Genomic DNA, 25,596 nt, shown 5'->3' with positions numbered 1-25,596 from the left:
GATCAGCAGGTCATGGTGCCCTTGAAGGGCTTGCCCGTCCAGAAATTGTTGGAGCCGGGAACCTTGTAGAACCCGCGGACTTCGTAGCTCCAGGTGCCGATGATCTCGATGCCCGAACTGTACGTCCTTCCAGAGGCCTGGCTGAGGTCTCCCGTGAACTCGAGGTTGCCGGAGCGGTCATAGACCTTCACCTCGTAGTGATTGGCATTGGCCACCGCTCCGTAAGAATTCACGGTAACTACGGTTTGCAGGCCGAAGGTGCATCGCATGGTGACGTTGGCGGTGGCCGGAGCGGGAATGATCGCGGCTGAGAACTGTGGGGTAGCGCGCTCACTGTCGGTGAAGGCAGCAAGAGCGGCCGTAGGCCCGGCTATCAGGCCAAGAACGACGACGGCGACGATCACCAAGGCACGGAGGAAACTGTTCCGCGGTGTCATGGTGATGGTTCTCCGTTCTGGTGAAGTGGCTGTTCTTGACGGGATACTCGCCGGGCCTGATCGGGCTGGGGGGAAAGGAACCGATCAGACCCGGCGGGGCCGGTGGTGTTGTTTACTTGGTGGTTTCGGTGCGTTGGGTGCCGGTGAAGGCGAAGGCGATGGTGGAGGTGGCGCCTTGGAAGTCGTTGTTCGCGGTGGTGGGGAACGCGGTGGTGACTTTGAGGTTGTCGGTCTTGGCCGAGGTCAGCGAGGTGAGGTTGTTCAGGACCTTGTTCGCTGCGATGACCGGTCCGGAGGCCAGGACGGTGGTCTTGGTCCCGGTGCAGTTGTAGGGGGCTGCGGCGCCGGTCCAGGCCACGGAGCAGTTTTCGATGGTCAGCTGCAGGCCGTTGGTCACGTCCGTGGTGAGCAGGGATGCGGTGGTGCCGGCGTTGGTGGTGAGGGTGACGTTGTTCAGGTCCGAGTTGCCGGTGTTGGCCAGGGTGACGAGTTTTTCGACCTTGTCGCCGGGCAGCAGTCCAGCGACCGGGACGTTGAGGGTGTTCGCGGGGCCGGGTGCGCCCAGGGCGATGGTGACCGTTCCTGCGGTGACGGCTTGGGAGGCGGAGGTCGAAGAGGTGAACGCGCCGTAGGTGCCCATGCCGGCGACGGCGGCTGCGGTGCCGACCAGTGCGACGGAAGCGAGGATCTTGCCGGAAGTGGTCTTGAGGCTGATGGCCATGGGAATCAGTTTCCTTTCGGGAGGCCACCGTGAGACCGGCCGGCCGTTCGTTTCCAGCCTGTGTGGCTGACAAGAACTACTGTGCCGGGCCCGGATCAAGAACAAATCCTGCATACCCGCAACACTTCCTCAGGAAAACCTCAAGACTCCCGCAACACACTCCGCAGCAGAATCGAGCAATTTCGGAGAAGCCGCGGATCCGCGGGCAACTTAGCGTTAGGGGTATCAGTTCATAAGACCAAGGGGAGCGAACACCATGACGGATACGGACAAGACGGCAACTAAGGAAAAGTCCTACGACGGCTTCACGGAAGAGGAGCGCGCCGCCATGAAAGAGCGCGCGCAAGAACTCAAGAAGGCGCCGCGCAAGAAGGCATCCAAAGCGGACGGCGAGGCTGATGTCATGGCCAAGATCGCTGAGATGCCAGGGACGGGATGAACATTGTTTTCTTCCAGAGCTCCCACAAGTTCAAGGCGCGGTATGCCACGCTCGGCTTTGAGGAGAACGCGAAGCTGGATGATGGAGCCATGTGGCCCACGTCCTTCGCCGTCACGGAAATCACCCCCGAGGTTGAAGCGCGGATCGTCGAACTCATTAGGAGGGCGTTGGGGTAGGGGGATCTACTACGTCGGCTGACTGTTGGCGGGCGGCAAGTCCGGGTTCATGTCTTCCAGGTTCGGGTCTTCTGCCGTCCACACCTGGATGATGGCCCATGTTACGGCCGCGATGGGTACGGCCAGGACTGCGCCGATGATTCCGGCCAGGATGGTGCCGGCCGTCAAAGCCATGAGGATAACCAGCGCGTGGAGCTTCAGGGACTTGCCCATGACGATCGGCTGGAGGAGATCACCTTCGAGCTGATTGACGGCGATCACAACGATCACCACGATCAACGCCACGATGGGGCCGTTGGCAACCAGTGCCACCAAAGCGGCCAGGATGCCGGCAACGGTGGCACCCACCAAGGGGATGAACGCGCCGATGAAAACGATGATCGCCAAAGGAATGGCGAGTGGAACCTGCATGATGAGTAGCGCCGCGCCGATGGCCACCGTGTCCACCAAGGCAACGATCGCTGTTCCCCGGACGTAGCCGCCAAGGACCTCCATGGTCCGCTTGCCAACACGGCGAAGCTTGGCTTCCCGCACGCCTTTGAAGGGGCGCAGGAAGAAGTCCCATATTTTGGCGCCGTCCTTGAGGAAGAAGAAAAGGATGATGACCACCAGGCTGGCGCCTGCCAGGAACTCCGTGACCACTGACAATCCGGTCACTGCTCCGGAGCGTACCTGGCTGCTCTGTGCGAACTCCACTACGGCTTCGCGCGCTTGGTTCAGTTGCTCCCGTTCAAGGGGGAGCGGTCCTGTCAGCAGGAAGTTCTCAAGTTCGTCCAGCCCACGTGCCGCCTGACTGATCAATTCGTCCCACTGGCTGCGGACAGAAAACACGATGACAGTGATGACTCCGCCGAGCACTATCAATAAGCCCAGGAACGCGACACCCGTTGCCAGGCCCCCGCGCCATCCCCGACGCCGCAGCATATTCACGAAGGGGCCAATGGCTGCGGCCAGAATGAGCGCGATGAGCACCGGAATGACCAGCAGACGGATCTGCAGGAGTCCGAAGATCGCCACCACTGTCAGGGTCAGGATGAGCAGTATCTGGCTTGCCCGGACAGCCGTCCGGCCAAGTGAGTCCTTCCAGAGATCCGGCTTGGATGGCTTGCGGACGGAAAAGTGGGCGGTTTCCTGGGGTTCCGTCATGGTGGCTCCTGTTCGTTCGCATCGGTCAGCCGATGAGATCAGACATAAGCCTACTGATTATTCCCCGATGTGGTGGCGTACCTGCTGGCATCGCCCTGCTAGTGCGTCGGATCAGGGTGTGGAGGTACCGGGCCGGGATCGGGAGCCGGAGACGGGCGGGGGGTTGGATTCGGGTCAGGAATGGGGCTCGGCGGAAACGGCGTGGTGGGATCCGGGGGTGGTGGTACGGGTCCGGGATCTGGAGGAAATGGCTCGGGCTCGTGGTGTGGAGGCAATGTCACGATCTCTCCTTTGCGCACTGAAGGGTATTGCTCCGGCAGATAACTGCAGCCTACTCCCGGTTTCCACTCGGCCACAGGGTGTCCTTCACAGTTAGCGGACAGAAGCGGACCGCAATGCTGATTACCGCGGTAAAACATTTTTAGGTCATATGACCTAGAATTAAACTCATGACCGATTTCCTTGAACTTGATACCGCAGGTCCCGTGCTGATCGTCGGCGGGTACGGCACCGTCGGCACAGCGCTGACCCGGCTCGCCGCAGCCGAATGGCCCTTGCTCATCACGGGCCGGAACCCGGAGCGCGGCAGCCATTTGACTAGCAGCAGCGTTCCCGGTGAGCAACGAAAAGTGTCAGTACAGAAAGTGTCAGTACAGAAATGGGACCTCAACCAAGCGGAGCCATTCGCCGCCAAGGTCAGGGCGGTCATCAGTACCGTCAACGATCCCCATGACAGGGTGCTTCGCGCAGCCGTCACCGCCGGAATTCCGTACGTCGATGTCACCCGTTGGACCAGCCGCGTCACCAGGGCACTCACGCTGGCTACCCTTCTGCGGCCAACGGCTCCTGTCTCACTGAGCTCAGGCTGGATGGGAGGGGTCACCAACATCGTGGCAGCAGCTTTGGCCCAGGATGTGGGCGGCGGTGACAAGATCGACGTCGCCATCCGATACGACATCAATGACCAAGCCGGAGCCGATTCAGTGGACTTCATGGATCGGCTGGGACTGGACTTCGAAGTACGCAAAGGCGGTCAGGCCGCCGTCGTACGCCCCCTGACTGACACGCGCTGGGTGGACATTGCCGGGCATCGCACCAAAGTGGCGCGGCTCGACACACCTGAACAGTTCACGATGCCGCTCACCCTTGGTGCCGGATCGGTGTCCACCCGGATCGGCTTCAGTTCCAACGCGTCCACGACGGCGTTGCTCGCCGCACGTGCGGTGGGACTCTTCCGCTGGGGTAGCGGGGCACGGTGGGCGCCGCTGCGAAGGTCCTTCCTCTACTCGCCCGGCTCAGGTGGCACGGCACATATCCGCATCGATGTGAAAGGTCCGGCCGGAACGCGAACTGCCGTCATATCCGATCCGCAAGGGCAGGCACACCTCACCGCTTTGGGCGGTTTGATGGGGCTGCGCAGTGTTCTCGCGGAGGGCACCGGGCCCGGTGTTACCTTCCCCGAATCCACACCGGATCCAGCGTCCCGGCTGGCGGAACTTGAATCACACGGTGTGACAATATTGAGGTCATGACCGAAAGCAAGGGCGCCCTGCGGAAGGCGGCGCTCCTTGACGCTGCTCAACAAGTTCTGGTCACCAAGGGCAACGCCAATGCTGCCATGCGGGACTTCGCCGCCGCGGCCGGGGTGCGCATCGGACACCTGCAGCACTACTTTCCTACGCGGGCGGACCTGATCCGCGCTGTCCTTGAGCGAAGCCTTGAACGCTCACTGCAGAGGCTTTCGGAAGAGGCCGGGCTGGACCTTGGTGCCGGTGCGTCCGGAGGCCTGACCCGGGAGGATTCCCATCGACTCCTGACGGCGCTGCTGCACGAACACTCAGCGCTTGAAGACGTGAAGATGCACCTGGAGATCTGGGCCCTGGCCTCAGCAGACCAGCAAGCGGCGGCTGCGCTGAGGAGCTTCTATGGGCAGTATGCAGCGCACGTCAGCAGCGTGGTGCGGCGCGGTAGGCCAGAGTTGTCGGAGCCGGAACTCGCCGGCGTTGCTGCCGCGATCGTGAGCCTTTTCGAGGGGGCGGCCGTCACACGCTCGGATATTGCCGGCCTCCGGACAGAGCACGGAGACGGATCCATTATCAGCGCGGCGCAATCGTTGATCCACGGACAGGAGCCCGCCCGGTGACTCAGTTAGTGCCCACTCCGGCCCAACTCCGTTGGCAGGAGCTCGAGCTCGGTGTCTTCATCCACTTTGGCATCAACACTTTCGCCGGCAAGGAGTGGAGTGACGGTACCGTCCCGGCGTCAAGTTTCAACCCGACCGAACTCGACGCCGGCAGCTGGGTCCGCGCGGCAAGAACGGCAGGTGCCCGGTACCTCATCCTCACAGCAAAGCACCACGACGGATTCTGCCTGTGGCCGACGGCCACCACCGATTACTCCGTTGCGTCATCGCCGTGGCGGGGCGGCACAGGTGATGTTGTCAGGGAAGTCGCCGAAGCCTGCAAGGAACAGGGGATCGGCCTGGGGCTCTACTTGTCGCCGTGGGACCGCAACGCTGACTGCTACAACAACCCCGCCGCATATGACGATTTCTACGTCCGTCAACTCACCGAACTCTGCACAGGCTACGGTCCGCTCATGGAATTGTGGTTCGATGGCGCGGGTTCGGTGGGTAGAAAACACGACTGGGACAGGATCATCGCCGTCGTTAAGGAACACCAGCCCGATGCCATGATCTTCAACATGGGCCAGCCCACCATTCGCTGGGTGGGTAACGAGAATGGACTGGCATCGGACCCCGTCACCTATGTTGTGGACCGCACGTCCGATACCCAGTACACAGAGACCAGCTCGGGGCTGCTCGCCGAACACTACCTGCCGCCCGAATGCGATGTCTCCATCCGCCGCGGCTGGTTCTGGCATCCGGATGACCAACCGAAATCCGTTGAGCACCTGCTCGCCATCTATTACCAATCGGTGGGAATGGGTGCCAACCTCTTGCTGAATGTGCCACCCGATACCCGTGGTCTCATTCCTGACTGCGACATTCTGGTTCTGAAGGAGTGGAAGGCGGAATTGGATCGTCGCCTCTCCGGCGTGGTTGAGGCGACGCTGGGACATCACGACGGCGGAGTGACGCTGGGTTTCCCCGCTGCGGTTACGTTCAACCACCTGGAGTTAGTTGAGGACTTGAACGCGGGGCAGCGGATCACCCGTCACGTGGTGTCCTCCGAAGGCGCGAACCTTATTGACGGGATGACCGTGGGTAGCCGCCGAATCCACCAATTGCCGGTTGTCACCGCATCAGAGCTGCACGTGAAGTTGTCAGGCGAGGGCGCCCGCCTGCTCTCGGCGCGGGTTTTCACCGGCGCTTTGGATGCTGATGTTCCAGCAATCCCCGAAGGGTATGAAGCCCCCACGGTGGCGCCCGAGTAGTTCTTCCCCGTGCACTGTCCGGCCTGTCCGCCACCGTCACCATGTGGCCCAAGCTAAAAATGTCGGTGCCTGCTGACAGAGTTATGACATGGAGCGGATTCGGGAAAGTCGAGCAGGTGCGGTGACCTCGAACGCGCTTGTTCGTGCCTCGTCTGGTGGCCTGTCGCCGCGGGTTTCTGCTCAGCCCGGCGCTGTTCCTGGGGGCTCGGTCAGTGGGGATCTGATTGAGCAGTTGCGGGTGTTGGAGGAGATGAAGTCGGCTATCACCGCGTTGCAGGCGCGGGTTGTGGTGGCGTTTGATCTAGCCCAGCGCGCCGAGCAGGCTGAGGCTGGTGTTCCTGCGTCCGAGCGTGGTCAGGGGGTGGGGGCTCAGGTGGCGTTGGCGCGTCGGGAGTCCCCGAATCGTGGGTCACGTTTGCTGGGTTTTGCGAAGGCGCTGGTGTTGGAGATGCCGCGGACGTTGGCGGCTCTGCGGTCGGGGCAGTTGAATGAATGGCGCGCCACGCTGCTGGTGAGGGAAACGGCGTGTTTGTCTGTTGAGGATCGGTGTGCGGTGGATGAGGAACTCGCCGCCGATACCGGGACTTTTGAGGGGAAGGGCGATAACGCGATCATTGCGGCGGTGAAGGCGGCTGCGTATCGGCGTGATCCGCGGTCGGTGGTGGGTCGTGCCAGTCGTGCCGCTGCTGAGCGGACGGTGAGTTTGCGTCCGGCGCCGGACACCATGACGTATTTGACGGCGTTGTTGCCGGTGGCTCAGGGGGTGGCGGTTTATGCTGCGTTGTCCCGGGCTGCTGATACTGCCCGTTCCACAGGTGGTGCTGGTACTGGTGGGGGTGTCGGGTCTGGTGAAGTAGCCCCGACCCGTGGCCAGGTCATGGCGGACACATTGGTTGAACGGGTTACCGGCACTCCGGGTGGGTTTTCGGGGATCAATCTGGATCTGGTCATGACCGACCGGACGCTCTTTCAAGGGGACAGTGAACCGGCCCGGCTCAAGGGGTACGGAATCGTCCCGGCAGAGTGGGGGAGGGAACTGCTGGGGTTGGGGCCGGGTGGAAGCCCAAGTCGGCGGCCCGGTTCCGGGCGGGCAGTGGCCGAACCACAGGCACGGGCAGGACAGGCAGCACAGGCACCGCCGGACACAGAGTTTGATGTGTGGCTCCGCCGGCTTTACACCGCGCCGGGCACTGGAGAACTCCTTGCCACCGATTCCAAAGCCCGGCTCTTCACCGGCAGGTTACGGCGGTTCGTTGAGACTCGCGACGATACCTGCCGGACGCCGTATTGTGATGCGCCCATCCGGCATATCGACCATGTGGTTTCGTGGCGTTCAGGAGGGAAAACGAACCTCAGCAACGCCGCGGGGTTGTGCGAGGCGTGCAATCACACCAAGGAAAACCCCGGTTGGACCACTACATCCCTGCCCGGCGAGAACCACAGCGTGCACACCCTGGAAATCCGCACCCCCACCGGGCACACCTACCAATCAAAGGCTCCACCCCTACCCGGGCACCACCCCGCCAGAATCTAGACACTGTCCAGGGACGCTGGCGGTCTCAAACGCGCCTTCCAAAAGAATTTCAAAAAAGTTTCTACCCGCGCGTAACCCTTTGGCGTGCCCTGACGATTACGTCTTTGAAAGGGCCGAGCTGGAATTTGTCCCCCATCATGTTCCAGCTCGGCTCTTCCTTGTCTCCGGCGGTTCCTTGTCTGCGGCGGTTTGCTCTCAAGGGAGTCGCTCTCTGCGGAGTTCGGTCGAGAGCCTGCCTGATAAGGCAGCGGGTCATTCCATGGAAGGCCAGGTGGAGCGGTTACCCTTGGTGGGGTCGTCCGTTGGTGACATGGCGGACGTCCAGGCCCAAGCAACGGACCTGCCGCCGATCGAAAGCCTCAATACTGTGACCGACGCATTGACCGATGAAGCGCTACTTGCACTCAAGGGCAATAACGCGGAATTGTTCGGCGCCGTCTACCAGGCGTACGCCGGCCAGGTCCTCGGTTATCTGACGGCCAAAGGTGTACCGGATCCGGAGGCAGTTACGCAGGACGTGTTCCTGGCCATCCTGCCCAGGCTGGATGACATCAGCGGTGGGGCTCATGGCCTCCGAACCTTCATTTTCTCGGTGGCTCATGCCCGCATGGTGGATGAGCATCGGAAGCAAAGCAGGTCGCCGGAACAGCACGAGTTCGAGCCGGACCGGGACACCCGGGAAGTGAGTTCCGCAGAGGCGGAAGCTTTGGGACTTTTGGCGCCCAAGGAGGTCATGAAGCTCCTGGACTACCTCGGCGACGAGCAGCGGGAGGTCTTGACCCTTCGCATCGTGGCGGGCCTGACCGTGGAGCAGGTTGCCGACATCATGGGGAAATCCGCCGGGGCAGTGAAACAGCTGCAGCGGCGGGCACTAATAACGCTCCGTGAGCATTCGGCAGTAAAGGAATACGTGTCGCCATGACATACAGAGATAGTGAACGTGAAGTGATCGCGGAGGAGCTGTTGCTCGACGCCGATGCGGCCGACTCAGCTGACGTCCGGCGTGCGCTCCTCTCCTTGGGGTCCTTCGCCAATCTTGCGGCCCCAACTCCGGGTGCCGAGCTTTCCGCAATGCTGTCCGGCCCCCACGATGAAGTCAGCAAACGCCGATGGAGGCGCAAGCACCGCACCGCCGTGGTCGGCGTCGCCGTGGTGGCAGCGATGGGTCTGGGCGTCAGTGGCGTTGCAGCCGCAAGTTCCGGGTTTACCCGGAACCCGTCGTTCATGGATGAGCTTCTGGGAAACGTCCGGCCGCAGCCGGCAGTCGCAGCCCCCGCGCTGCCCAGTCCCGACGCCCCGCGCGTTATGACCGAACCCGCTCCGGCGGTGGATCCAGCTGCGCTTCCGACCACCCCAGCTGCCGGATCCGTGCCGGTACCCGGTAGTGGTGCGCCTGCCGAAATTCCTGCACAGACCCAGGCGCAGGCGCAAGTACCCGCGCAGCCGCCGGCCCCTGGCGTGGTTGAAGCGCCCGCCCACAACAGCACCCCTCCAAGCGGTGCTGTCCCGGGCAGTGCCGTACCGGTTGGACCTCCGCAAACGAAGACTGCGCCGAATCTACCCCTGAGCCCGCAGCCCAAGCCGGACTCAGGCAAGGAGGACAAGTCAGACAAGGAGGACAAGTCAGACAAGGAGGACAAGCAGCAAGCCGCTAAGTCTGCGGAACGAACCAAACCCGGATATCGGCACACCGCGCTCAGCGACGAGCGCAATGACGCGCAATTACCGGCGTCCGTGGACACCTGGAAGCAGTGGCCTAAGTAAGCTTGGGTCATGATGCATGTCAACGATCCCGCCGTCGTCGAGCGGTTGATGCGAACAAAGGGCACCTGGGCAATTGTTGGCCTGAGCACCAATGAATGGCGCTCCGCCTATGACGTCTCGCTGTACGTGCGGGACAAGATGGGCATGGAGATCATCCCCGTCAACCTCAAAGGCGAGGAAGTGCACGGAGAAAAAGGGTACAAATCCCTGGCGGAGATCCCCGAGGCCAGGTACCCCATTGATGTTGTTGATTGCTTCGTCAACTCCCAACGTGTTGGGGCGGTCATTGATCAGGCGATAGCTATTGGTGCCAAGGCCGTTTGGCTTCAGCTGGGAGTCTTTGACGACGACGCCGTACAGCGGGCACATGATGCGGGACTGGACGTAGTGGTTAACTCCTGCCCGGCACGTGAAGGCTGGCATTACGGCCTGTGATGGCCGTGCCGATTCCTCTGCTAGATTGCAGCTGAATCACTTTTTGAGTCTTTGGGGGACAACCATGTTCGGCAGTCATTCTGCGGAGCCTTTTTCCACTCCCAGCAGGCGGGCCGTCTTCAGTGTTTTGGGCGCTTCCATGGTGGCCGGCCTGACGGCCTGCAATGCCGCTGAGAGTTCGACGCCGGTGCAGACGCCCAGTGGCGCTGCCGCCTCGCCCGAGGTGCCGGGACCGAACGGCGCCATGGCCGTTGCAGGCGAGGTTCCGACGTCGTCCGCTTCTCCGACGCCCACACCGACGGCGACCCCCACCAAGCGCATCCGGCGGACGTTCATCCCGGACTATCAACTCCCGCCGATTGTCGGCGGCCTTGCGCCCGTGATTACCAAGATCGACACCAAGCACCCGGTGGTATTCCTGACCATCGACGACGGCAACATCAAAACGCCGGAGTCGATCAAGCTCATGACAGAGTACGACTATCCTGCCTCGCTCTTCCTCACCAAGGACACCGTGGCGGACAACCCGGCGTTCTTCAACGCGTTCAAAGCCCAGGGCAGCCTGATCGAGAACCACACGGTCACCCACAACATCAACATGGTGCGGCAGTGGGGCTATCAGCAGCAGTTCAATGACATGGTGGGAATGCAGGAGTACGCATTTCAGCACTACGGACGACGTCCCACGCTTTTCCGACCCCCGGGAGGCGCATACTCCAACGTGATGCGCCAAGCCGTTGCCGATGCAGGGATGAAGGCGATTGTTACGTGGGAGGCCAAGGCAAACGCCGGGAAGATGGACTACCAGGTGGGCAACTCGCTTCGTCCCGGCGATATTGTGCTCATGCACTTCCGGGCGGAGTTTGCCGCCGACCTCGCCGCATTCCGCGCCGCCCAGTTGGCAGCAGGGCTGGAAGTGGTGCTGCTGGAGGACTTCCTGGGCGTGGCGTAAGGCGCTGCCCGGTGAGGGGCGTGGTCGCCGGCCCGGACCGCCAGTAGGCTCTCTCCATGGATGTTCCCGCCCTCCGCGAAATTTGCCTCAGCTTCCCCGGCGCGTTCGAAGACTTCCCATTCGGCCCCGAAACCTCAGTGTTCAAGGTGCGTGCAGCCGTCACTGGAGGGGCCAGGCACCAAGCTAAGATGTTCGCGTTGTCATCCATGGATCCGGACAACTGGTCCGTGAGCCTCAAATGCGAGCCCGCCCTGGCTGAACAGCTCCGGGCAGCAAACCCCGAAATCACCGGCGCATGGCACATGAACAAGACCCATTGGAACGGGGTCCGACTGGACGGGAACCTTTCTGATGAGGTGATCCGGGACATGGTGGAGGACTCCTACGACCTCGTGGTGGCCACGCTGAGCCGCAAACAACAGGAACAGCTCGGCTGGGCCAGGCTCGCAAAACCGCAGGGCACCTGACACGCCCGCAAACCCCTCCCCACGGCACTGACATGGGACTAGATTGATAGTGCATAGCTGGATGATTGCTTTGCGCGCAAGCTTTGGCTCGTTTCCGCCTGGTAAAGAGGTGCTCACCCCAGGCCTGGCGGAGTCCCGTTTTGCCCAACAATGCCCGGTACCACTGGGAACTGGGAGGCAAAGGGTGACGGCCCGCCAGGCGATCGCCGAGTGCGGAAAGGCCCTCGCCGGTGGCCCGTAGAAAGATCACGCTTTGACAAATGTTGATCGAAAGTACCAAGAAAGATTGATTTTCGATCATTCCTGGTGAATTATGTCACAGAAGGTTGGTGCTGCCAGAGCGCCAGCCCAGACTGTCTGGCTGAACGGCTTTCCCGCCGCAACAGTCCGGACACTACGAGTCACTGGAGGGTTTGAAATGAACGTTCAGCACCAGTCCGTCGGTCGCCGTGGATTCCTGCGCGGAGCACTCGCAGCAGCCGTGCTCGTGCCCATGGGGGGAACCATCGCTTCCTGTGCCGCAGGCGGCGGCACCACCACAACCGGTCCCACGGGCACCGTTTCCGACACCAACCCGTTCGGCATGGCTGACAAGGCCGCCCTGGACGCCGTGATCTTCAAGGGTGGCTACGGCATCGACTACGTCGAGTTCGCCGGAAAGATCTTCGAGAAGACACACGAGGGCTCCACTGCAAAGATCTCACCGTCCACGGACATTGCGCAGGAACTTCAGCCGCGCTTCGTCGGTGGCAACCCGCCGGACCTGATCGATAACTCCGGCGCGAAGGCCATCGGCTTCAGCACCATCCTTGCCCAGCTTGAAGACCTCACCAGCGTCGTGGAGGCCAAGAACCTTGAGGGCAAGGTCATCAAGGACACCCTGTACACCGGCGTACTGGCTCCAGGTACTTTCGACGGCAAGCTTGCCGCCTTGAACTACGTGTTGACCGTCTTCGCTGTGTGGTACTCCGACTCCCTGCTCAAGGAAAACGGCTGGACTGTTCCCAAGACCTGGGATGAAATGTACGCCCTGGGCGAGCAAGCCAAAGCCAAGGGCAAGTACCTCTTCGTCTGGGGCAAGGAAGCGGCCACGTACTACCAGGAACTGGCCATTGCATCCGCCATCAAGGAAGGCGGCGACGACGTCCGCCTCGGCCTTGAAAACCTCAAAGCCGATTGCTGGTCGCACCCGGCCATCCAGTCCGTCTTCGCGGTCATGGACAAGATCGTCAAGGCCGGCTTCTTCAAGCCGGGCGGCTCAGGCACCCAGTTCACGGCAGCACAGGCACAGTGGAGCAACGCCCAGGAAGCCGTGTTCTACCCCTCGGGCTCCTGGATCGAAAACGAAATGAAGGACCAGACCAAGGCCGGCTTCAACATGATGGGTACCCCGGCCCCGTCTGTCACCGCCAGCCCCAAGATGCCCCAGACGGCACTTCACAGTGCTGCAGGTGAGCCGTTCATTGTCCCGTCGCAGGGCAAGAACGCTGCCGGTGGCAAGGAACTGCTCCGGATCATGCTCTCCAAGGAAGCTGCCACCAACTTCGCCAAGACCAAACTGGCGCCGACCATCGTCAAGGACACCGTCCCGGCCGATGGTTTCGGTTCCACGGCTCTGGTTTCGCAGACCAAGATGCTCAGCGATGCCGGCGACAACGTCTACTCCTGGAACTTCATTGACCTGTACGGCACCAACAAGGACCAACTGGTTGTCTGGAACACCTTCCTGGACGGTAAGTCGGACGTTGCAACCCTCACCTCCGCACTGCAGAACATCACCGATAAGGTTCGTAACGACAGCTCGGTCAAGAAGATCGAAGTGAAGTGACTTCAGTGAAAACTCAGCAGAGCCGGAACGACGACGGCCTGGCCGCCGTCGTTCCGGCGAAGGCCCCACTGCAAGTGGTGAGGCGACGGCGTAAGCCATTGACGTGGGACAAGGTCAGTTTCTTTGCGGTGTTCCTCGGACTGCCGTTGGCGATCTACCTGTTGTTCGTGATTTGGCCGTTTATTCAGGCATTCGGGTATTCGCTGACGGACTGGTCCGGTTTCTCGCCCAACCAGAACTTCATCGGCCTCGAAAACTACGTGAAGATCTTTACTGACGACATCTTCATGAAGGCGATGTCCAACAACATCGTCCTGGTCATCTTCCTTCCCATCATCACCATCATCTTGAGCCTGGTGCTTGCCTCGCTGGTGACTGTAGGCGGAAGCAGTAAAGGCCAGACCAAGGGTTTGCGCAATTCCAGCTTCTACCGCGTAGTGTCGTTCTTCCCCTACACCATTCCCGCTGTAGCAATCGGCATCATGTGGGGGCAGATCTACGATCCTTCGGGCGGTCTGCTCAACGGCATCCTGACGGGCCTCGGCCTGGACCAGTTCAAGGACTTCGCTTGGCTGGGTGATAAGAACACGGCCATGATCGCCACCATGTTCGTCATTGTGTGGGGCTTCGTTGGCTTCTACATGGTCCTGTTTGTAGCTGGCATCAAGGGCATTCCTGCCGAGCTTTTCGAGGCTGCCAGGATTGATGGCGCCGGACGTTTCCGGACCGCCGTATCCATCACCATCCCCTTGATCCGCGACAACATCCAGACCGCCTACATCTACATGGGCATTCTGGCGTTGGATGCTTTCGTCTACATGGCTGCCCTCAACTCCGGCGGTGGTCCCGACAACTCCACGCTGGTCATGGCGCAACAATTGTTCTTCACCGCATTCAGCAAGGGGCAGTTCGGCCTCGCCAGTGCCATGGGCGTTGTGCTGGCCATTGCCACGCTGATCTTCTCCGGCTTGGTGTTCATGGTTAACCGGCTCACCGGCGGCGATAAGGATGTGAGCCAGTAATGACAACCAAAGTCTCATCTCCGGAAATGAAGTCGTTGCACTTCCAACCGCGGACTCCGGGAACCACGCCGGGTGACAAAGTGGTGGGAGCGGTGTCGCACACCGCGCTGACCATTTGGACACTGATCGTCATCCTTCCACTCCTGTGGACGTTCATGTCCTCCTTCAAGACCTCCAGCGAGATCTTTGCTTCGCCGTTCGCCTTGCCGGGTGAATGGAAACTGGACAACTACGTCAAGGCTTGGAGCGATGCCGGGATCGGCAGCGCCTTCCTGAACTCCATCATCGTTGTGGCCGCAGCCCTGGTGATCGTGATGGTCCTCGGTGCGATGTGTGCCTATGTGCTGGCCCGCTACACTTTCCCGGGCAGCAGGGCCATCTACTACCTGATGCTCGCCGGCCTGACGTTCCCGATCTTCCTTGCCATGGTTCCGTTGTTCTTCGTCCTGAAGAACATGGGGCTCCTGAACACTTTGCCGGGACTCATCCTGGTGTACGTGGGCTTCGCGCTTCCGTTCACGGTGTTCTTCCTCTTCTCCTTCTTCAAGTCACTGCCTCACGAAATCACTGAAGCAGCGGCCCTGGACGGCGCAGGGGAGTGGCGGACGTTCTTCCAGGTCATGTTGCCGATGGCCAAGCCGGGCCTCGCCTCGGTTGCCATCTTCAACTTCCTGGGCCTGTGGAACCAGTTCCTGATTCCGGTATCCATCAACGCCGCCGGTCCGCGCGTCCTGTCGCAGGAACTCGCGGCCTTCGCCGGCCAGATGGGCTATGCGGTGGACTACGGCGCGCTGTTCGCAGCCGTCAGTGTCACGGTCATTCCGGTGCTTATTGTCTATGTGATCTTCCAGCGCCAGCTGCAGGGCTCCGTGTCACAGGGCACCTCAAAGTAGTAGCTCCACGCAGCAAACAGCGTTCGACGGCGGTCCTCACCTCAAGGTGCGGGCCGCCGTCGGGCGTTAAATCTGAAAGGATGGAACGGATCTGTAGTGCAACGAAAGGCAGCAGCCCGTGATCTTTATTGTGGTCAAGTTCAACGTCAAGCCCGAGTGGTCCGAACGGTGGCTGGATTTGGTGGCCGACTTCACCAAGGCGACCCGCGAAGAGCCGGGCAACCTGTGGTTCGACTGGTCCCGCAGTGTGGATAACCCCAACGAGTTTGTCCTGGTGGAAGCCTTCCAGGACGACGCTGCCGAGGCGCACGTCAACAGCGCTCACTTCAAGAAAGCCATGGCGGACATGCCGCAGGCTCTCGTGGAGACCCCGCACATTATCAGCCGCCAGTTCGAAGGCAGCGGCTGGGACCGCATGGGTGAGCTCACCATCGCGTAGGGCGAAAACACGAAAGCGGTGCCGGGCTCGTTGAGCCCGGCACCGCCTTTAAGGACTACTCAGAACATCCAGGGAATCTCCGCATGGCCGAAGTCGCTGAATGAGCCGAAGCGGCCTGCCTTGAATGCCAGCACCTCGCCGTCCCGGTCCCGGCAGGTGGTGACCTGGCCGAAGAAGACCTGGTGATCTCCGACGTCGTACTGCTGCACAACCCTGCAGTCCGCCTGGGCGAGCGCACCCTTGATCACCGGGAGACCGCTGTCCGTGACGTCGAAGTCGCCATCGCCGAAGCGGTCCCCGCCGCGGACAGCGAACCGCCGGGCCACTGATTCCTGTTTCGCGCCCAGGATAGAGACCGCGAACTTGCCGCTCTCCAGCAAAGCTTCTCCGGTGCGGGTGCCGAAGTTCAGCGAGATCATCAGGATGGGCGGTTCCAGGCTTATGGAGGTCAGCGAGCTGATGGTCATCCCATATTGCTCGTCCTCATGCTGGGTGGTGACCACGGCGACGCCCGTGAGGAAGCGGCCCATTGCGCGGCGCATCCCCATGGCATCGGGGATGGTGAAGGCTGGTGCCAGGCTCATGTCAGTTGCTCCGCTCCGCTTGTACCGGCTGCGTGTAGTACCGAACTTCGAACATTTTGGCTCCGTTTTCCGAAACCCACGGCCCGTGTTCCATTCCCGGTGGACGGGTGGCCCAGTCACCGGCTTGGAAGGTCCTGCCGAGGCGCTGGTCCACGAACGAGCCTTCAAAGATGAACACCTCTTCCCAGAAATCGTGGGTGAGGACGCCGTTGGGTGAGGTGTCGGTGCCGGGCTCGAACTTGAGGATGCGCGTGACGCTGTCGTTGTCCGAATCCCGGGCGAGGATGGCCTCGGACAGGCCCTCGATGTGCGGGTTGCAGGGTGCGAAGTCCACCGAGGAAACTGGGGTGAACTCGAATTCGGGCTTTGCCATGGTCAGATCCCCTCCGTTTCGCTGGTGCCCGCGATGCTGTAGGACCCAAGGAAGGTTTCCAGCTCTGCCACCAGGGCGTCGTAGCCGTAGTTCCTGTAGGTGTAGGCGCCTCGGACCACGAACGGTGCACCGGCGTAGAACATTTCGTACTGCTGGTGGCGTCCGGCGAACTCGGAACCGATGATGTCCCAGGCCAGCTTGAACAGTTTCACGCGTTCCTCGCTGGCGACGCCGGGGGACTGGACGTAGCGTTCCATGTCCGGCCGGGTGACACTGCTGGTCATGTCGGCGATGCTGGAGGGCAACTGCAGCACCCCGCCGCCCACGAGGTCGCGGAGGATCGAAATCACACGAGGGTAGGTCTCTGACTGCAAACCCATGGCCCCGTACAGTGCGCTCTTTCCCGGAATCCTCATGCCGGCGTCGTCCGTTGTTGCCGTGTATTCGGCGGCGAGGACCGCGGACTCGACGGACTGCACAATGGCGGCGAGCTCGCCCAGCTTCTCCTGGACGCCGGGGATCTTGTCCGTGCCGTTCACCTGAGTGACCTTGCGGGCCACGGATGCAATGAACTTCAGCTTGGTGGAGAACCGGATCTGGGCCTGCCAGTTACCCAGGGCGTGGGCGCCGGTTTCGAAGAACTGGCGGCGGAGGGTGTCGATGTTCCGGTTGATGAACACGCGGTCCCACGGGATGAGCACGTCGTCGAACACCACTAAGGCGTCGGGCTCGTCGTAGTGGCTGGTGAGCGGGTAGTCGAAGTCGCTGGTGGCAGCGGGCGCGAACGGCCGGCGGCAGTAGAGCTTCAAGCCATCGGTGGCCACGGGGATGGCGAAGCTGACGGCGAAGTCAACATCGTCCGGCCCCAGCGGCTTAATGCAGGTGACAAAGACTTCGTCGGCGATCGCGGCACCGGTGGCGAGCATCTGGGAACCGCGGACAATGATGCCCTCCTCGGTTTCACGCACGACGCCGACCTGCAGGTATTCGCCTTCCCACCCTGACGCTGTGGTTGCGCGGGATACCTGCGGGGGAATGATCGCGTAGGACAGATACAGGTTTTCGGACAGGATCTTCTTGTAATAGCGCTCCACGTTGCCGGCGAAGTCCCGCTCATCGTTCTTGAAGACGTCCGGGTGGGAGCCGAACGCTGCGAAGAACGTACCAACGTGGTCCGGGCTCCGGCCCACCCAGCCGTGGGTGTGCTTGGCCCATTTCTCGATAGCCTGGCGCCGTAGGACCAGCTCCTCCTGGGTGCGGGGAGCGGCGAACGTGCGGTTGGCGGGCCCGTCGATTTCCTCGGAATGGAACTGCATGCCGTTGGCGGGGTCGGCTGCGATGTCGAACAGCTCGGACATGGTCCGGGCAACCTTCGCGAACGCCGGGTGTTCCAGGACGTTGCCGACTACCTCGCCATCGAGGATCACTGTCCGGCCGTCGTTCAGGGACTTCAAATACTGCTTACCGGTTCTCATCGAAGTGAGCCTTTCTTGATTTTGTAGTTATGTTCGATTGTGGTCCCATTCGGGAACGAGAGCTCCAACTTCCAGGAAGTTCCATCCACGAATTTCCCGTCCAGCAGCGGCAGGGTGCCGCCGAGGCACATGAAGTCAGCGTCGCCGATGTCGGTGCGGGCCAAAAGGCGCTCGACGACGTCGGCCGGCTTGCGCAGGCCGCTCAACGAACCTTCCTGGTACAGGGTTCCGTCAACCCACGAGCGCGCGGTGCAGGTATCGAGGTCGAGGTCCTCCAAGGATTCGACGGCGATAACCTCGCCTGCGACGGGCTTGGGGCATGCGCGCTTCGAATCGCCAATGTCCCGGGCTTCGATGTCGCGGTCCGTGTGGTCAGAGCCGATGCCGAGGTAGTACTGGCCGTTGTGGCGGATGTAGAGGGGTTCGATCTCGCCGGAGGTCAGGTTCTCCGACGTGTCATGCTCCCCGGACGTTTCGAATAGGTCCGAGTCCATCCGGTAGAACATGGGAACCTCTGGCGGCGGAGCTACGCCTATGGCTGCCAATTCATCGATGTGGTGCTGGACTGCCTTCGGATCCCGGCCGGTGTAACCAGCCACTACTCCGTGGAAGTCCGAGACCACTATGGTCTTGTCCGTGCCCACCACCCTGAAGGTGAGTGGGACTTGCCTTGTTGTTTCCATTCCGGCTCCTTAGACAGCCAATGTGTTGTAGTCTGCGAGGCGGTCATTCATGACAGGGAATTCTCTGCGGACCGCGGCCACCTGGGTAGGATCGATGTCCACCATGAGCACTGACTCCCCGGCATCTGCTTCGGCTATGACGTTGCCCGCCGGATCCACCACCCTGCTGTGCCCGCCAAGTTCCACACCTTCCTGGGTTCCTGCGGCGTTGCACGCGATCACGAAGATCTGGTGTTCCACCGCGCGGGCTGTTGTGAGTAGGCGCCAGTGTTCCCGGCGGGCTGCCGGCCAGGCCGCGGGGACTATGACGATCTCCGCACCGCGTGTGCTCAGCTCCATCCACAGGCCCGGGAAGCGGAGGTCGTAGCAGGTGATGCCGGCAACGGATCCAAACGGCAGGGAAACCACGGGAAGTGACGAGCCCGCGGTGAGGAGGCTCGACTCCTTTGACTTGTAACCGAATACGTGGATCTTCCGGTACGTGTGGATCACGTTGCCATCCGGTCCCAGCAGGATGGAGGTGTTGCTGAGCTGCCCGTCCTGGCCGGCTTCGATGATGCTGCCGAGGTGGAGGTATACGCCCAGATCCGCTGCTACACGTGAGCACATGGAGACGGTGGGACCATCCAGTGTTTCCGCCAGGGCCTCGTACTCGTCGAAGTGGAAGTATCCGGCGCTCCACAGCTCAGGGAGCACGATGAGTTCGGCGCCGTTGATCCCGCGGAGAAGCGCTTCCACACGATCGATCCGGTCCTCGCGCGTCTCGGAGTCCGGGCTGGCCACCTGGACGAGTGCGATTTTCATGCTTGTTCCTTCTCTTTGCTGGTCGGCTCGTCCAAATCGCTCAGCTTTAGGCCCTTGGTTTCCTTGGCGAACATCACCGAAACCATGGAGATCAAGCCCATGGCAGCGAGGTAGATACCGATCGCATAGCCGGTCCCGAAAGCGCTATAGAGTGCCAAGGCGATGATCGGGGACAAGGAACCGGCGATCAGCGACGCCAGGTTGTAGGACACCGAGGTGCCGCTGTACCGGACATCCGTGGGGAAAAGTTCCGAGAAGAATGCGCCGATCACCGAGCTGTACGCCGCGAAGATCAGGAGTCCTCCGATAGCTGCGGCGATGATGCCCCACACTTGGCCCGTGTTCAGGAGGAAGAAGAACGCGAAGGCCCACACCATGGTGGCAATCGAGGCGCCAATGAGGATGGGTTTCCTGCCTACCTTGTCAGCGTAGATCGCCAGGATGGGAATGGCGACGACGGCCACGCCTTGACCGATCATGACGGCTGTGAGGCCCGTCTGCCTCTGCAGTCCCATGATTTGGGTGACGTACGTGATGATGAACAGCGAGTAAATGTAGAAGCCTGCGTTCTCGCCCATCCGGCTGCCGGTGGCAATGAGGATCTCGCGCCAGTTGCGGCGGAACAGGATGGCCAGCGGCATCTTCCGTTCCTTGCTGCCTTCGGCTTCGCGCTTCCGCTGAGCTTCCTTGAACAGCGGGGTTTCCTGCACGTAGAGCCGCAGAATCAGGCCAATGACCACCAACAGGGCGGACAATCCGAAGGCGATGCGCCAGCCCCAAGCGAGGAACTCGCTCTCCGGCATGGTGGCGGCGAGTATAGCCAGGACGCCGGCGGCCATCAGGTTGCCGAGGGGCGGTCCCATGTTGGGCCACGAAGCCCAGAAGGCACGCCGGGCGCTTTCGTTGCTGTGTTCGGAGACGAGGAGAACGGCGCCGCCCCACTCTCCGCCAAGTGCGAATCCCTGAATCAGGCGGAGCAGAAGGAGAAGCAAGGGTGCTGCAAGGCCGATGGCAGCGTAGGAGGGAATGAAGGCGATGAGCGTGGTGGCAACGCCCATGAGCATGAGGCTGGCCACCAAGGTAGCGCGGCGGCCGTGCTTGTCGCCGAGGTGCCCCAGCACTATGGCCCCGATGGGGCGGGCAAGGAAGCCGGCCGCGAACGTTCCGAGTGCCAGCATGGTGCCCACCAAGGGATCGTCGGTGGGGAAGTAGAGCTTGTTGAACACCAGCGCAGCAGCCGTGCCGTAGAGAAAGAAGTCGTACCATTCCACGGCCGTGCCGGCCAGGCTCGAAGCAGCTACCACGGGCAGGCTGGAGTGCTTTTGTTGCCTGAGTTCTGCTTTCTTCAAATCGGTCATTGTGGGGATCCTTCGCGAGTGGGAGACGGTTTCCGGTGAGTCGGGCCGCCGAGGCTCCCAGGAATTTGGGGTGCTTCCGATGCGTGAGCGGAGTCACTGAACAACACTGTAGACGGGCTGTATACAACTTGTCTATATTTGAAGAAGAAGTTTTTAAATGTCCCCGAGGCTCTGAATGCAACTCGTATACTGGGCTACGCGAGAAAGGCTCTGCATGATCCAGATGACCCCCGCTGCACAGTCGCAGCCAGAAGTGGCCTACCAGTGGATGAAAAGCTACATCGCAGCCCTGCCCCGTGAGGAAGAAACTTTCCTCAACGAGGGTGTCCTGGCCAGAACCACGGGCACTTCACGAACTCCCGTGCGTGAGGCCTTGCTGCGCCTTGAAGCCGAAGGATTCGTGAAGCGGATTCCTCACAAAGGCGCGTATGTGCCGCCGATCTCCGACCCCGACGTCCGCGCCATCCTGCAGGCCAGGGCCGTGGTGGAAAAGTGGGCTGTCTCGACGGTAGAGACCATGCTGGAGGCCCAGATCGATGCCTTCCAAAACGTCATAGACCAGCAGCGGGAAGCCAAGGACGACCCGGCCCGGTTCATCGAACTGGATACCGAGTTCCACACCTTCATGGTCCGGGCAGGTGGCAATCCCGTTCTTGCTGACTTCTACGCCTCGCTCCGGCAAAAGCAACTCAGGATCGGCGTCAAGGCAGTCACCCAAGGCACAGACCGCGCAGGAGACGTCCTCAGGGAGCACCAGCTTATTGTGGATGCGCTGCGCAGCCGCAGCCTGGAAGCGGCACACCAAGCCATCGACGCCCACCTGAATTCAACGCGCTTGGCCGTCATCGGCTACTAATCCTCGCTGTGCAGCTCCCGCTGCCGTGCGCTGAGCAGCTCGAACTCAGGCCGGGCGGCCACGAACCGTTCAACGGCGTCGAGCACTTGTTGGAGATGCGCGTGATCCGGGGCCACCACAGCGGCTCCAACCAGCGCCCGACGATGCTGGTCCTGAAGCCCGGTTTCGGCAGCAGAGACCTCGAAGCGCCGCTTTAGCTCGGCTACCAGGGGCCGCAGCAGCGAGCGCTTCTCCTTGAGGCTATGGACATCGCCCAAAAGGACGTCGAACTCAATCCAACCGATCCACATGAATTCATTATCGCCGCAGGTCAGGGCGGTGGACCACTGTGGAGTTGATGGAATCTTGAGCCAACTCAGGCCGCGGCGCCCTCTGAAGGAGCAGCCCTCCAATCGTCGTCCTGGCCTACCCGCTGGTGGTGGGATTCACCATAGTGACCTACATCGGCTACGACATTGTGGGCTTGGTCCTCCCATCCATGCTGTTCGATAACGCCATGATGATCATCGTCTCCGGCCTGGCTACCTTGCGTCGCCACGGATGGCGGATTGCGATCTTCGCGTTGCTCGGAATATCACGACGACGGCCACTGGGTTGGGTGAGGAACCACACCGTATCTTGAGCAAATCTTGAGCAAACACAGCATGGAGGTTGAGGAAGCCCGGCGACACTGAAACTCAAAGGCACAGGATGACCAGCTGAGGGGGTTGGCATGGAGCTCGATGCATTCTCGGTAAGAGTAGCTCTGGGCGTGGTCACCGTGACGCTCCTGATGCTGTTCTGTGCTTCCTTCCACCGAACCCGCTCGCCGTACGCAGGCTGGTGGAGCCTGGCCTTGCTCGAGTTCATGGCGGGCAACGCCGCCTTCCTCCTCAATGGAACCCCCCATCAGGTGTGGGCAAACCCCGTGGGCAACGTCCTCGTGGTGGCAGGCTCCTTCAGCGTGTGGGCCGGGGCGAAGACCCTCCGGGACCGGAAGGCCAAGCTGTGGCAGCTGGCTGTTGGTCCTGCCGTCACCGCTATCGCATCCTTTCTGGAAAGCCCCGGGAACAACGTCTGGTCCGGTGGTTTTGTCTATCTGGCCATGATGACCGTGGGCATAGCCTTGGCCGCCTATGACCTGTGGTTCATCAAGTCTTCCCACTCCCAAGTCCACAGAGCCCTCTCCATAGCCGCAGGCCTGCTGGCCGCCTACTACCTGGGACGCTGGGTGGTTTATGCGTTGGAAGGACCGGCCAGTTACACGTTCCGCACGTACTTTGGGCCTGGACCTTCAGCCCTCATCTCCATGGTCCTCCTGGTCACCGTTTCCTTCAGCATGACGGCCCTGACCAGCGACCAACTCATCAAAGGCCTTCGCGAACGTGCTACCCGCGACCACCTGACAGGGCTCCTCAACCGCGGAGCCTTCCTTGACCTTGCCACCACTGAACTTGACCGGTTGCATTCAACGGGTTCCGGGGCAGCTGTTATCCTGGCCGATCTGGATCACTTCAAGGCCGTTAACGATGAACACGGCCATGGAGCCGGGGATGTGGCCTTGCGCGCCTTCGCCGAAGCATGCTCAGCCTCGGTGCGGTCCACGGACCTCATCGGACGCTATGGCGGGGAAGAATTCGTTCTCTTCCTGCCGGGGGCAACACAGGACCGAGCAGAGAACATCGCAACCGAAATCAGCCGCCGAATGGCAGAATTTCCAGCCCCTGGCGGCGTGGTGTTTCCCACCATCAGCTACGGAGTGACGTCAAGCATTCCCGCGTCCGCTGACCTCAGTTTCATGATCGAGGTAGCTGACGCAGCCCTTTACAGCGCAAAGGCGCAAGGGAGAAACAGGATTGTAGGAGCCGACCGCCCGGAGGCGGCCACTATAGCGGATGAGGCACGATCATGACCCTAAACGAACTCACCACCCGGATTCAGATTCAGCACACCCACGAGCTGTCCGTCTTCCGCCAGAGCATCACCAGTGCCCCCTATAAGGCCGGGACAGCCACCACGCTGAACGCTGACCGCCGCTCCGTCAGGATGGGCCCCGTGCAGTCGGTGGAGGACAGCAACGCGAACCTCACCATAGTGGCCGACGTCGAAGGCCTGGCCTGGTTCACCGCGGACAAAGGACTCCTGGGCAGCTGCATCACAGTCTCGATTGCGGGCCACCGCAGGAACACCGGCACCCGGGTGCACCTCCCGCTCGCCGAATGCGATGCCTGGATCGAGGCCATCGTCGGAGGGGCCTGGATCCCCCACGTCTACCGTGCCGGCAACAAAGTTGAGCCGGATGGAAGGTTGGATGTTGCCTCTTACCGGCTCTTCCTGGACGAACGCCGCAACCCCGTCACCAAGCCCCAGGCTGTTGCCGACTCAACGTTGCGACGCCTGGAAGAGTCGTGAGTGCCACGAAGCCCCACAAGCTTCTCTCCGTCGATTCGCGGATCCAGAAACTGGAGTTACACGTCCAGGCCCTGATGACGGAACTCCACCTCGCCCGGTATGAACAGCGCCGGGACGCTCTTACCGATCCACTCACCGGGCTCGGCAACCGCCAGGCCTTGGAGAATGCTTTCTCCGAAGCCCAGGCAGCTGCTGCCAAGGGTGCCGTACCCCCTGCCCTGCTCCTCATGAATCTGGACGGTTTCAGGGCACTGAAGAACTCCGCAGGCCATGCCGCGGCGGACCAGATTCTGATCACCGTCGCCATGCGCATCCGGTCTGCCGTGCGGGAGGACGACGTCGTCACCCGCCTGGGTGGGGACGAATTCGCTGTGCTGTTGCCCGCCACCGCGCAAAGCCGGGCCACCGCCGTCGGGAACCGCATCCTGGCCGCGCTGGAACCGAACATAGACCTCGGGAACAACAGCATCCGCTGCGGCGCCAGCGTCGGCCTGCGCACCGCGGAGCCGCATCACAGCATCGAGGACCTTCTCCAAGAGGCCGATCTGGCCATGGAAGAGTCCAAGAACGAGGGCCGGAACAAACTCAAAGTGTTCGATCCCGCAACCCTGCATGCACGGCTGCTGCAGCGGCAGATCGTGGGCGAACTCCGCGAAGCCATCCGTTCGGACCAGCTGGTCCTTTACTACCAGCCGATCATGGAGCTCGCCACCGGCAGGATCGAGGGCTGCGAGGCTTTGGTCCGGTGGAAACACCCCGTCCATGGCCTGATCATGCCGGACCAGTTCATCCCCGTTGCCGAGGCCACCGGCCTGATCGCGGAGTTGGGCAGATGGGTCCTGCGGACGGCCGTGGGCCAGTTGCGGCGGTGGCGGGATGCCCCGGCCACCGCACACCAGGACTTCTCCATGAGGATCAATGTCTCTGCTGCCGATCTTCAAAGCCTGGAATTCGTGGACGACGTCAGTGAGGCATTGGCGGGGCAAGGCGTGGCCCCGGAATCACTTGTGCTGGAGCTCACCGAGAGTGCCATCATCCACAACAACGAGCTTGACCGTTACACCCTGGCGAGCCTGCACAGGCTCGGTGTGGGGCTTGAGATCGACGACTTCGGCGCCGGCTACTCGTCCATGGGATACCTGAGGAAACTGCCCGTAGACCGGGTGAAGGTGGACCGGCAGTTCGTGAAGGACCTGGGCAAGGATCCTTCACAGCTGGACTTCCTGGCCGCGATCCAGCAGGTCATCCGCTCCTGCGGCTTGGAGGGTGTGTGGGAGGGGATTGAGACCTCCGAACAAGCAGAAGCGCTTCGGAGCATAGGCTGCGCGAGCGGGCAGGGCTACTACTTTGGCAGGCCGTTGCCGGAGGCCGAGTTCACCGAACAGCTGATGTTGCTGCGCACTTGGCCGGGCTAAAACCTTAT

29 protein-coding genes and 1 pseudogene are annotated in these 25,596 nt (G+C 61.6%); 19 read left to right on the top strand and 11 right to left on the bottom strand.

Features of this window, described 5'->3' with window-relative positions; genetic code table 11:
* Nucleotides 1-2: 2 nt before the first annotated feature.
* Together EU811_RS01770 and EU811_RS01765 are read right to left on the bottom strand one after the other, a co-directional pair.
* The gene (locus EU811_RS01770; protein ID WP_142936803.1) at nucleotides 3-437 is read right to left on the bottom strand and encodes a SipW-dependent-type signal peptide-containing protein; all 435 of its coding nucleotides are present in this window, start codon (nucleotides 435-437) and stop codon (nucleotides 3-5) included.
* A 112-nt stretch (nucleotides 438-549) separates the two neighbouring features.
* Nucleotides 550-1,158 carry a TasA family protein gene (locus EU811_RS01765; RefSeq protein ID WP_142936802.1) on the bottom strand — a complete coding sequence of 203 codons (609 nt, stop codon included), beginning with the start codon at nucleotides 1,156-1,158 and terminating at the stop codon, nucleotides 550-552.
* Nucleotides 1,159-1,414: 256 nt separating this feature from the next.
* Here EU811_RS01765 and EU811_RS01760 point away from each other — a divergent pair.
* Nucleotides 1,415-1,773: pseudogene (locus tag EU811_RS01760) on the top strand (hypothetical protein).
* Nucleotides 1,774-1,782: 9 nt separating this feature from the next.
* On the opposite strand, the gene EU811_RS01755 reads toward EU811_RS01760, so the two are convergent.
* Nucleotides 1,783-2,919, bottom strand: coding sequence for an AI-2E family transporter (locus EU811_RS01755; RefSeq protein WP_142936801.1), 1,137 nt, complete (start codon nucleotides 2,917-2,919; stop codon nucleotides 1,783-1,785).
* Nucleotides 2,920-3,368: 449 nt separating this feature from the next.
* Between EU811_RS01755 and EU811_RS01750 the strand changes: the two genes are divergently transcribed.
* From EU811_RS01750 to EU811_RS01720, 7 genes are all read left to right on the top strand, one after another.
* The gene (locus tag EU811_RS01750; RefSeq protein WP_142936800.1) at nucleotides 3,369-4,451 is read left to right on the top strand and encodes a saccharopine dehydrogenase; all 1,083 of its coding nucleotides are present in this window, start codon (nucleotides 3,369-3,371) and stop codon (nucleotides 4,449-4,451) included.
* Complete coding sequence (locus EU811_RS01745) at nucleotides 4,448-5,062, top strand: TetR/AcrR family transcriptional regulator (RefSeq protein ID WP_142936799.1); 615 nt, start codon at nucleotides 4,448-4,450, stop codon at nucleotides 5,060-5,062. The genes EU811_RS01750 and EU811_RS01745 overlap by 4 nt, the downstream gene beginning before the upstream one ends.
* Nucleotides 5,059-6,315 carry an alpha-L-fucosidase gene (locus EU811_RS01740; RefSeq protein WP_238703261.1) on the top strand — a complete coding sequence of 419 codons (1,257 nt, stop codon included), beginning with the start codon at nucleotides 5,059-5,061 and terminating at the stop codon, nucleotides 6,313-6,315. Before EU811_RS01745 ends, EU811_RS01740 begins: the two co-directional genes overlap by 4 nt.
* Before the next feature lie 88 nt (nucleotides 6,316-6,403).
* Nucleotides 6,404-7,849 (top strand): HNH endonuclease, encoded by a 1,446-nt coding sequence (locus EU811_RS01735; RefSeq protein WP_142936797.1) that lies wholly within the window; start codon nucleotides 6,404-6,406, stop codon nucleotides 7,847-7,849.
* A 367-nt stretch (nucleotides 7,850-8,216) separates the two neighbouring features.
* Nucleotides 8,217-8,771, top strand: coding sequence for an RNA polymerase sigma factor (locus EU811_RS01730; RefSeq protein ID WP_142937106.1), 555 nt, complete (start codon nucleotides 8,217-8,219; stop codon nucleotides 8,769-8,771).
* The gene (locus tag EU811_RS01725) at nucleotides 8,768-9,613 is read left to right on the top strand and encodes a hypothetical protein (RefSeq protein WP_142936796.1); all 846 of its coding nucleotides are present in this window, start codon (nucleotides 8,768-8,770) and stop codon (nucleotides 9,611-9,613) included. Before EU811_RS01730 ends, EU811_RS01725 begins: the two co-directional genes overlap by 4 nt.
* 9 nt (nucleotides 9,614-9,622) lie before the next feature.
* Nucleotides 9,623-10,048 carry a CoA-binding protein gene (locus tag EU811_RS01720; RefSeq protein WP_142936795.1) on the top strand — a complete coding sequence of 142 codons (426 nt, stop codon included), beginning with the start codon at nucleotides 9,623-9,625 and terminating at the stop codon, nucleotides 10,046-10,048.
* Between the two features lie 75 nt (nucleotides 10,049-10,123).
* Here EU811_RS01720 and EU811_RS24035 read toward each other — a convergent pair whose 3' ends face one another.
* Nucleotides 10,124-10,384, bottom strand: coding sequence for a hypothetical protein (locus EU811_RS24035; protein ID WP_238703260.1), 261 nt, complete (start codon nucleotides 10,382-10,384; stop codon nucleotides 10,124-10,126).
* A gap of 43 nt (nucleotides 10,385-10,427) precedes the next feature.
* Here EU811_RS24035 and EU811_RS24030 point away from each other — a divergent pair, with 43 nt between their 5' ends.
* The 6 genes from EU811_RS24030 (at nucleotide 10,428) to EU811_RS01690 (ending at nucleotide 15,649) form a co-directional block, all read left to right on the top strand.
* On the top strand, nucleotides 10,428-11,000 hold the full coding sequence (locus EU811_RS24030) for a polysaccharide deacetylase family protein (RefSeq protein WP_238703259.1): 573 nt from the start codon (nucleotides 10,428-10,430) through the stop codon (nucleotides 10,998-11,000).
* Between the two features lie 56 nt (nucleotides 11,001-11,056).
* Nucleotides 11,057-11,467, top strand: a complete 411-nt coding sequence (locus EU811_RS01710; protein WP_142936793.1) for an MmcQ/YjbR family DNA-binding protein — start codon at nucleotides 11,057-11,059, stop codon at nucleotides 11,465-11,467.
* 418 nt (nucleotides 11,468-11,885) lie between these two features.
* Nucleotides 11,886-13,295: an N-acetylglucosamine/diacetylchitobiose ABC transporter substrate-binding protein gene (gene ngcE / locus EU811_RS01705; RefSeq protein WP_142936792.1), complete on the top strand. Its 1,410-nt coding sequence runs from the start codon at nucleotides 11,886-11,888 to the stop codon at nucleotides 13,293-13,295.
* 5 nt (nucleotides 13,296-13,300) lie between these two features.
* Entirely contained in the window at nucleotides 13,301-14,317 is a 1,017-nt protein-coding gene (locus tag EU811_RS01700) for a carbohydrate ABC transporter permease (protein ID WP_142936791.1), read from the top strand.
* Complete coding sequence (locus tag EU811_RS01695) at nucleotides 14,317-15,210, top strand: carbohydrate ABC transporter permease (RefSeq protein ID WP_142936790.1); 894 nt, start codon at nucleotides 14,317-14,319, stop codon at nucleotides 15,208-15,210. Before EU811_RS01700 ends, EU811_RS01695 begins: the two co-directional genes overlap by 1 nt.
* 118 nt (nucleotides 15,211-15,328) lie before the next feature.
* Entirely contained in the window at nucleotides 15,329-15,649 is a 321-nt protein-coding gene (locus EU811_RS01690; protein WP_142936789.1) for a putative quinol monooxygenase, read from the top strand.
* Between the two features lie 59 nt (nucleotides 15,650-15,708).
* Here the strand turns inward: EU811_RS01690 and EU811_RS01685 are convergent, their stop codons facing one another.
* Genes EU811_RS01685 through EU811_RS01660 form a run of 6 tightly spaced genes read right to left on the bottom strand, consistent with a single transcriptional unit; the run spans nucleotide 15,709 to nucleotide 20,926 of the window.
* Nucleotides 15,709-16,233, bottom strand: a complete 525-nt coding sequence (locus EU811_RS01685; RefSeq protein ID WP_142936788.1) for a flavin reductase family protein — start codon at nucleotides 16,231-16,233, stop codon at nucleotides 15,709-15,711.
* Between the two features lies 1 nt (nucleotide 16,234).
* Nucleotides 16,235-16,606, bottom strand: coding sequence for a cupin domain-containing protein (locus EU811_RS01680; protein ID WP_142936787.1), 372 nt, complete (start codon nucleotides 16,604-16,606; stop codon nucleotides 16,235-16,237).
* A gap of 2 nt (nucleotides 16,607-16,608) precedes the next feature.
* Nucleotides 16,609-18,081: a 4-hydroxyphenylacetate 3-hydroxylase family protein gene (locus EU811_RS01675; protein WP_142936786.1), complete on the bottom strand. Its 1,473-nt coding sequence runs from the start codon at nucleotides 18,079-18,081 to the stop codon at nucleotides 16,609-16,611.
* Nucleotides 18,078-18,764 carry a DUF2848 family protein gene (locus tag EU811_RS01670; RefSeq protein ID WP_142936785.1) on the bottom strand — a complete coding sequence of 229 codons (687 nt, stop codon included), beginning with the start codon at nucleotides 18,762-18,764 and terminating at the stop codon, nucleotides 18,078-18,080. Before EU811_RS01670 ends, EU811_RS01675 begins: the two co-directional genes overlap by 4 nt.
* 9 nt (nucleotides 18,765-18,773) lie before the next feature.
* Nucleotides 18,774-19,568: a carbon-nitrogen family hydrolase gene (locus tag EU811_RS01665; RefSeq protein ID WP_142936784.1), complete on the bottom strand. Its 795-nt coding sequence runs from the start codon at nucleotides 19,566-19,568 to the stop codon at nucleotides 18,774-18,776.
* The gene (locus tag EU811_RS01660; protein WP_142936783.1) at nucleotides 19,565-20,926 is read right to left on the bottom strand and encodes an MFS transporter; all 1,362 of its coding nucleotides are present in this window, start codon (nucleotides 20,924-20,926) and stop codon (nucleotides 19,565-19,567) included. Before EU811_RS01660 ends, EU811_RS01665 begins: the two co-directional genes overlap by 4 nt.
* 214 nt (nucleotides 20,927-21,140) lie before the next feature.
* Between EU811_RS01660 and EU811_RS01655 the strand changes: the two genes are divergently transcribed.
* Nucleotides 21,141-21,782 carry a GntR family transcriptional regulator gene (locus EU811_RS01655; RefSeq protein WP_142936782.1) on the top strand — a complete coding sequence of 214 codons (642 nt, stop codon included), beginning with the start codon at nucleotides 21,141-21,143 and terminating at the stop codon, nucleotides 21,780-21,782.
* Here EU811_RS01655 and EU811_RS01650 read toward each other — a convergent pair.
* Entirely contained in the window at nucleotides 21,779-22,072 is a 294-nt protein-coding gene (locus tag EU811_RS01650) for a DUF503 domain-containing protein (protein ID WP_142936781.1), read from the bottom strand. The genes EU811_RS01655 and EU811_RS01650 overlap by 4 nt on opposite strands.
* Before the next feature lie 125 nt (nucleotides 22,073-22,197).
* Between EU811_RS01650 and EU811_RS01645 the strand changes: the two genes are divergently transcribed.
* From EU811_RS01645 to EU811_RS01630, 4 genes are all read left to right on the top strand, one after another.
* The gene (locus tag EU811_RS01645; protein WP_238703258.1) at nucleotides 22,198-22,404 is read left to right on the top strand and encodes a hypothetical protein; all 207 of its coding nucleotides are present in this window, start codon (nucleotides 22,198-22,200) and stop codon (nucleotides 22,402-22,404) included.
* A 90-nt stretch (nucleotides 22,405-22,494) separates the two neighbouring features.
* Nucleotides 22,495-23,673, top strand: a complete 1,179-nt coding sequence (locus tag EU811_RS01640; protein ID WP_142936780.1) for a GGDEF domain-containing protein — start codon at nucleotides 22,495-22,497, stop codon at nucleotides 23,671-23,673.
* Nucleotides 23,670-24,173, top strand: a complete 504-nt coding sequence (locus tag EU811_RS01635; RefSeq protein WP_142936779.1) for a hypothetical protein — start codon at nucleotides 23,670-23,672, stop codon at nucleotides 24,171-24,173. The genes EU811_RS01640 and EU811_RS01635 overlap by 4 nt, the downstream gene beginning before the upstream one ends.
* A complete protein-coding gene (locus EU811_RS01630) occupies nucleotides 24,170-25,588 on the top strand; it encodes a putative bifunctional diguanylate cyclase/phosphodiesterase (protein ID WP_142936778.1) in 1,419 nt (472 codons plus the stop codon). Before EU811_RS01635 ends, EU811_RS01630 begins: the two co-directional genes overlap by 4 nt.
* Nucleotides 25,589-25,596 lie beyond the last annotated feature (8 nt).

The sequence above is a fragment of the Arthrobacter sp. TS-15 genome (assembly GCF_006964045.1).
In the GTDB taxonomy this organism is placed as follows: domain Bacteria; phylum Actinomycetota; class Actinomycetes; order Actinomycetales; family Micrococcaceae; genus Arthrobacter.
This window is presented reverse-complemented; position numbering and strand designations above follow the sequence as displayed.

What these genes read in the sequence shown, in the direction of transcription:
- EU811_RS01770 (WP_142936803.1), bottom strand. Translation starts at nt 437, where the DNA reads ATGACACCGCGGAACAGTTTCCTCCGTGCCTTGGTGATCGTCGCCGTC.
- EU811_RS01765 (WP_142936802.1), bottom strand. Translation starts at nt 1,158, where the DNA reads ATGGCCATCAGCCTCAAGACCACTTCCGGCAAGATCCTCGCTTCCGTC.
- EU811_RS01755 (WP_142936801.1), bottom strand. Translation starts at nt 2,919, where the DNA reads ATGACGGAACCCCAGGAAACCGCCCACTTTTCCGTCCGCAAGCCATCC.
- EU811_RS01750 (WP_142936800.1), top strand. Translation starts at nt 3,369, where the DNA reads ATGACCGATTTCCTTGAACTTGATACCGCAGGTCCCGTGCTGATCGTC.
- EU811_RS01745 (WP_142936799.1), top strand. Translation starts at nt 4,448, where the DNA reads ATGACCGAAAGCAAGGGCGCCCTGCGGAAGGCGGCGCTCCTTGACGCT.
- EU811_RS01735 (WP_142936797.1), top strand. Translation starts at nt 6,404, where the DNA reads ATGGAGCGGATTCGGGAAAGTCGAGCAGGTGCGGTGACCTCGAACGCG.
- EU811_RS01725 (WP_142936796.1), top strand. Translation starts at nt 8,768, where the DNA reads ATGACATACAGAGATAGTGAACGTGAAGTGATCGCGGAGGAGCTGTTG.
- EU811_RS01720 (WP_142936795.1), top strand. Translation starts at nt 9,623, where the DNA reads ATGATGCATGTCAACGATCCCGCCGTCGTCGAGCGGTTGATGCGAACA.
- EU811_RS24035 (WP_238703260.1), bottom strand. Translation starts at nt 10,384, where the DNA reads ATGAACGTCCGCCGGATGCGCTTGGTGGGGGTCGCCGTCGGTGTGGGC.
- EU811_RS01710 (WP_142936793.1), top strand. Translation starts at nt 11,057, where the DNA reads ATGGATGTTCCCGCCCTCCGCGAAATTTGCCTCAGCTTCCCCGGCGCG.
- ngcE (WP_142936792.1), top strand. Translation starts at nt 11,886, where the DNA reads ATGAACGTTCAGCACCAGTCCGTCGGTCGCCGTGGATTCCTGCGCGGA.
- EU811_RS01695 (WP_142936790.1), top strand. Translation starts at nt 14,317, where the DNA reads ATGACAACCAAAGTCTCATCTCCGGAAATGAAGTCGTTGCACTTCCAA.
- EU811_RS01685 (WP_142936788.1), bottom strand. Translation starts at nt 16,233, where the DNA reads ATGAGCCTGGCACCAGCCTTCACCATCCCCGATGCCATGGGGATGCGC.
- EU811_RS01680 (WP_142936787.1), bottom strand. Translation starts at nt 16,606, where the DNA reads ATGGCAAAGCCCGAATTCGAGTTCACCCCAGTTTCCTCGGTGGACTTC.
- EU811_RS01675 (WP_142936786.1), bottom strand. Translation starts at nt 18,081, where the DNA reads ATGAGAACCGGTAAGCAGTATTTGAAGTCCCTGAACGACGGCCGGACA.
- EU811_RS01670 (WP_142936785.1), bottom strand. Translation starts at nt 18,764, where the DNA reads ATGGAAACAACAAGGCAAGTCCCACTCACCTTCAGGGTGGTGGGCACG.
- EU811_RS01665 (WP_142936784.1), bottom strand. Translation starts at nt 19,568, where the DNA reads ATGAAAATCGCACTCGTCCAGGTGGCCAGCCCGGACTCCGAGACGCGC.
- EU811_RS01660 (WP_142936783.1), bottom strand. Translation starts at nt 20,926, where the DNA reads ATGACCGATTTGAAGAAAGCAGAACTCAGGCAACAAAAGCACTCCAGC.
- EU811_RS01655 (WP_142936782.1), top strand. Translation starts at nt 21,141, where the DNA reads ATGATCCAGATGACCCCCGCTGCACAGTCGCAGCCAGAAGTGGCCTAC.
- EU811_RS01650 (WP_142936781.1), bottom strand. Translation starts at nt 22,072, where the DNA reads ATGTGGATCGGTTGGATTGAGTTCGACGTCCTTTTGGGCGATGTCCAT.
- EU811_RS01640 (WP_142936780.1), top strand. Translation starts at nt 22,495, where the DNA reads ATGGAGCTCGATGCATTCTCGGTAAGAGTAGCTCTGGGCGTGGTCACC.
- EU811_RS01635 (WP_142936779.1), top strand. Translation starts at nt 23,670, where the DNA reads ATGACCCTAAACGAACTCACCACCCGGATTCAGATTCAGCACACCCAC.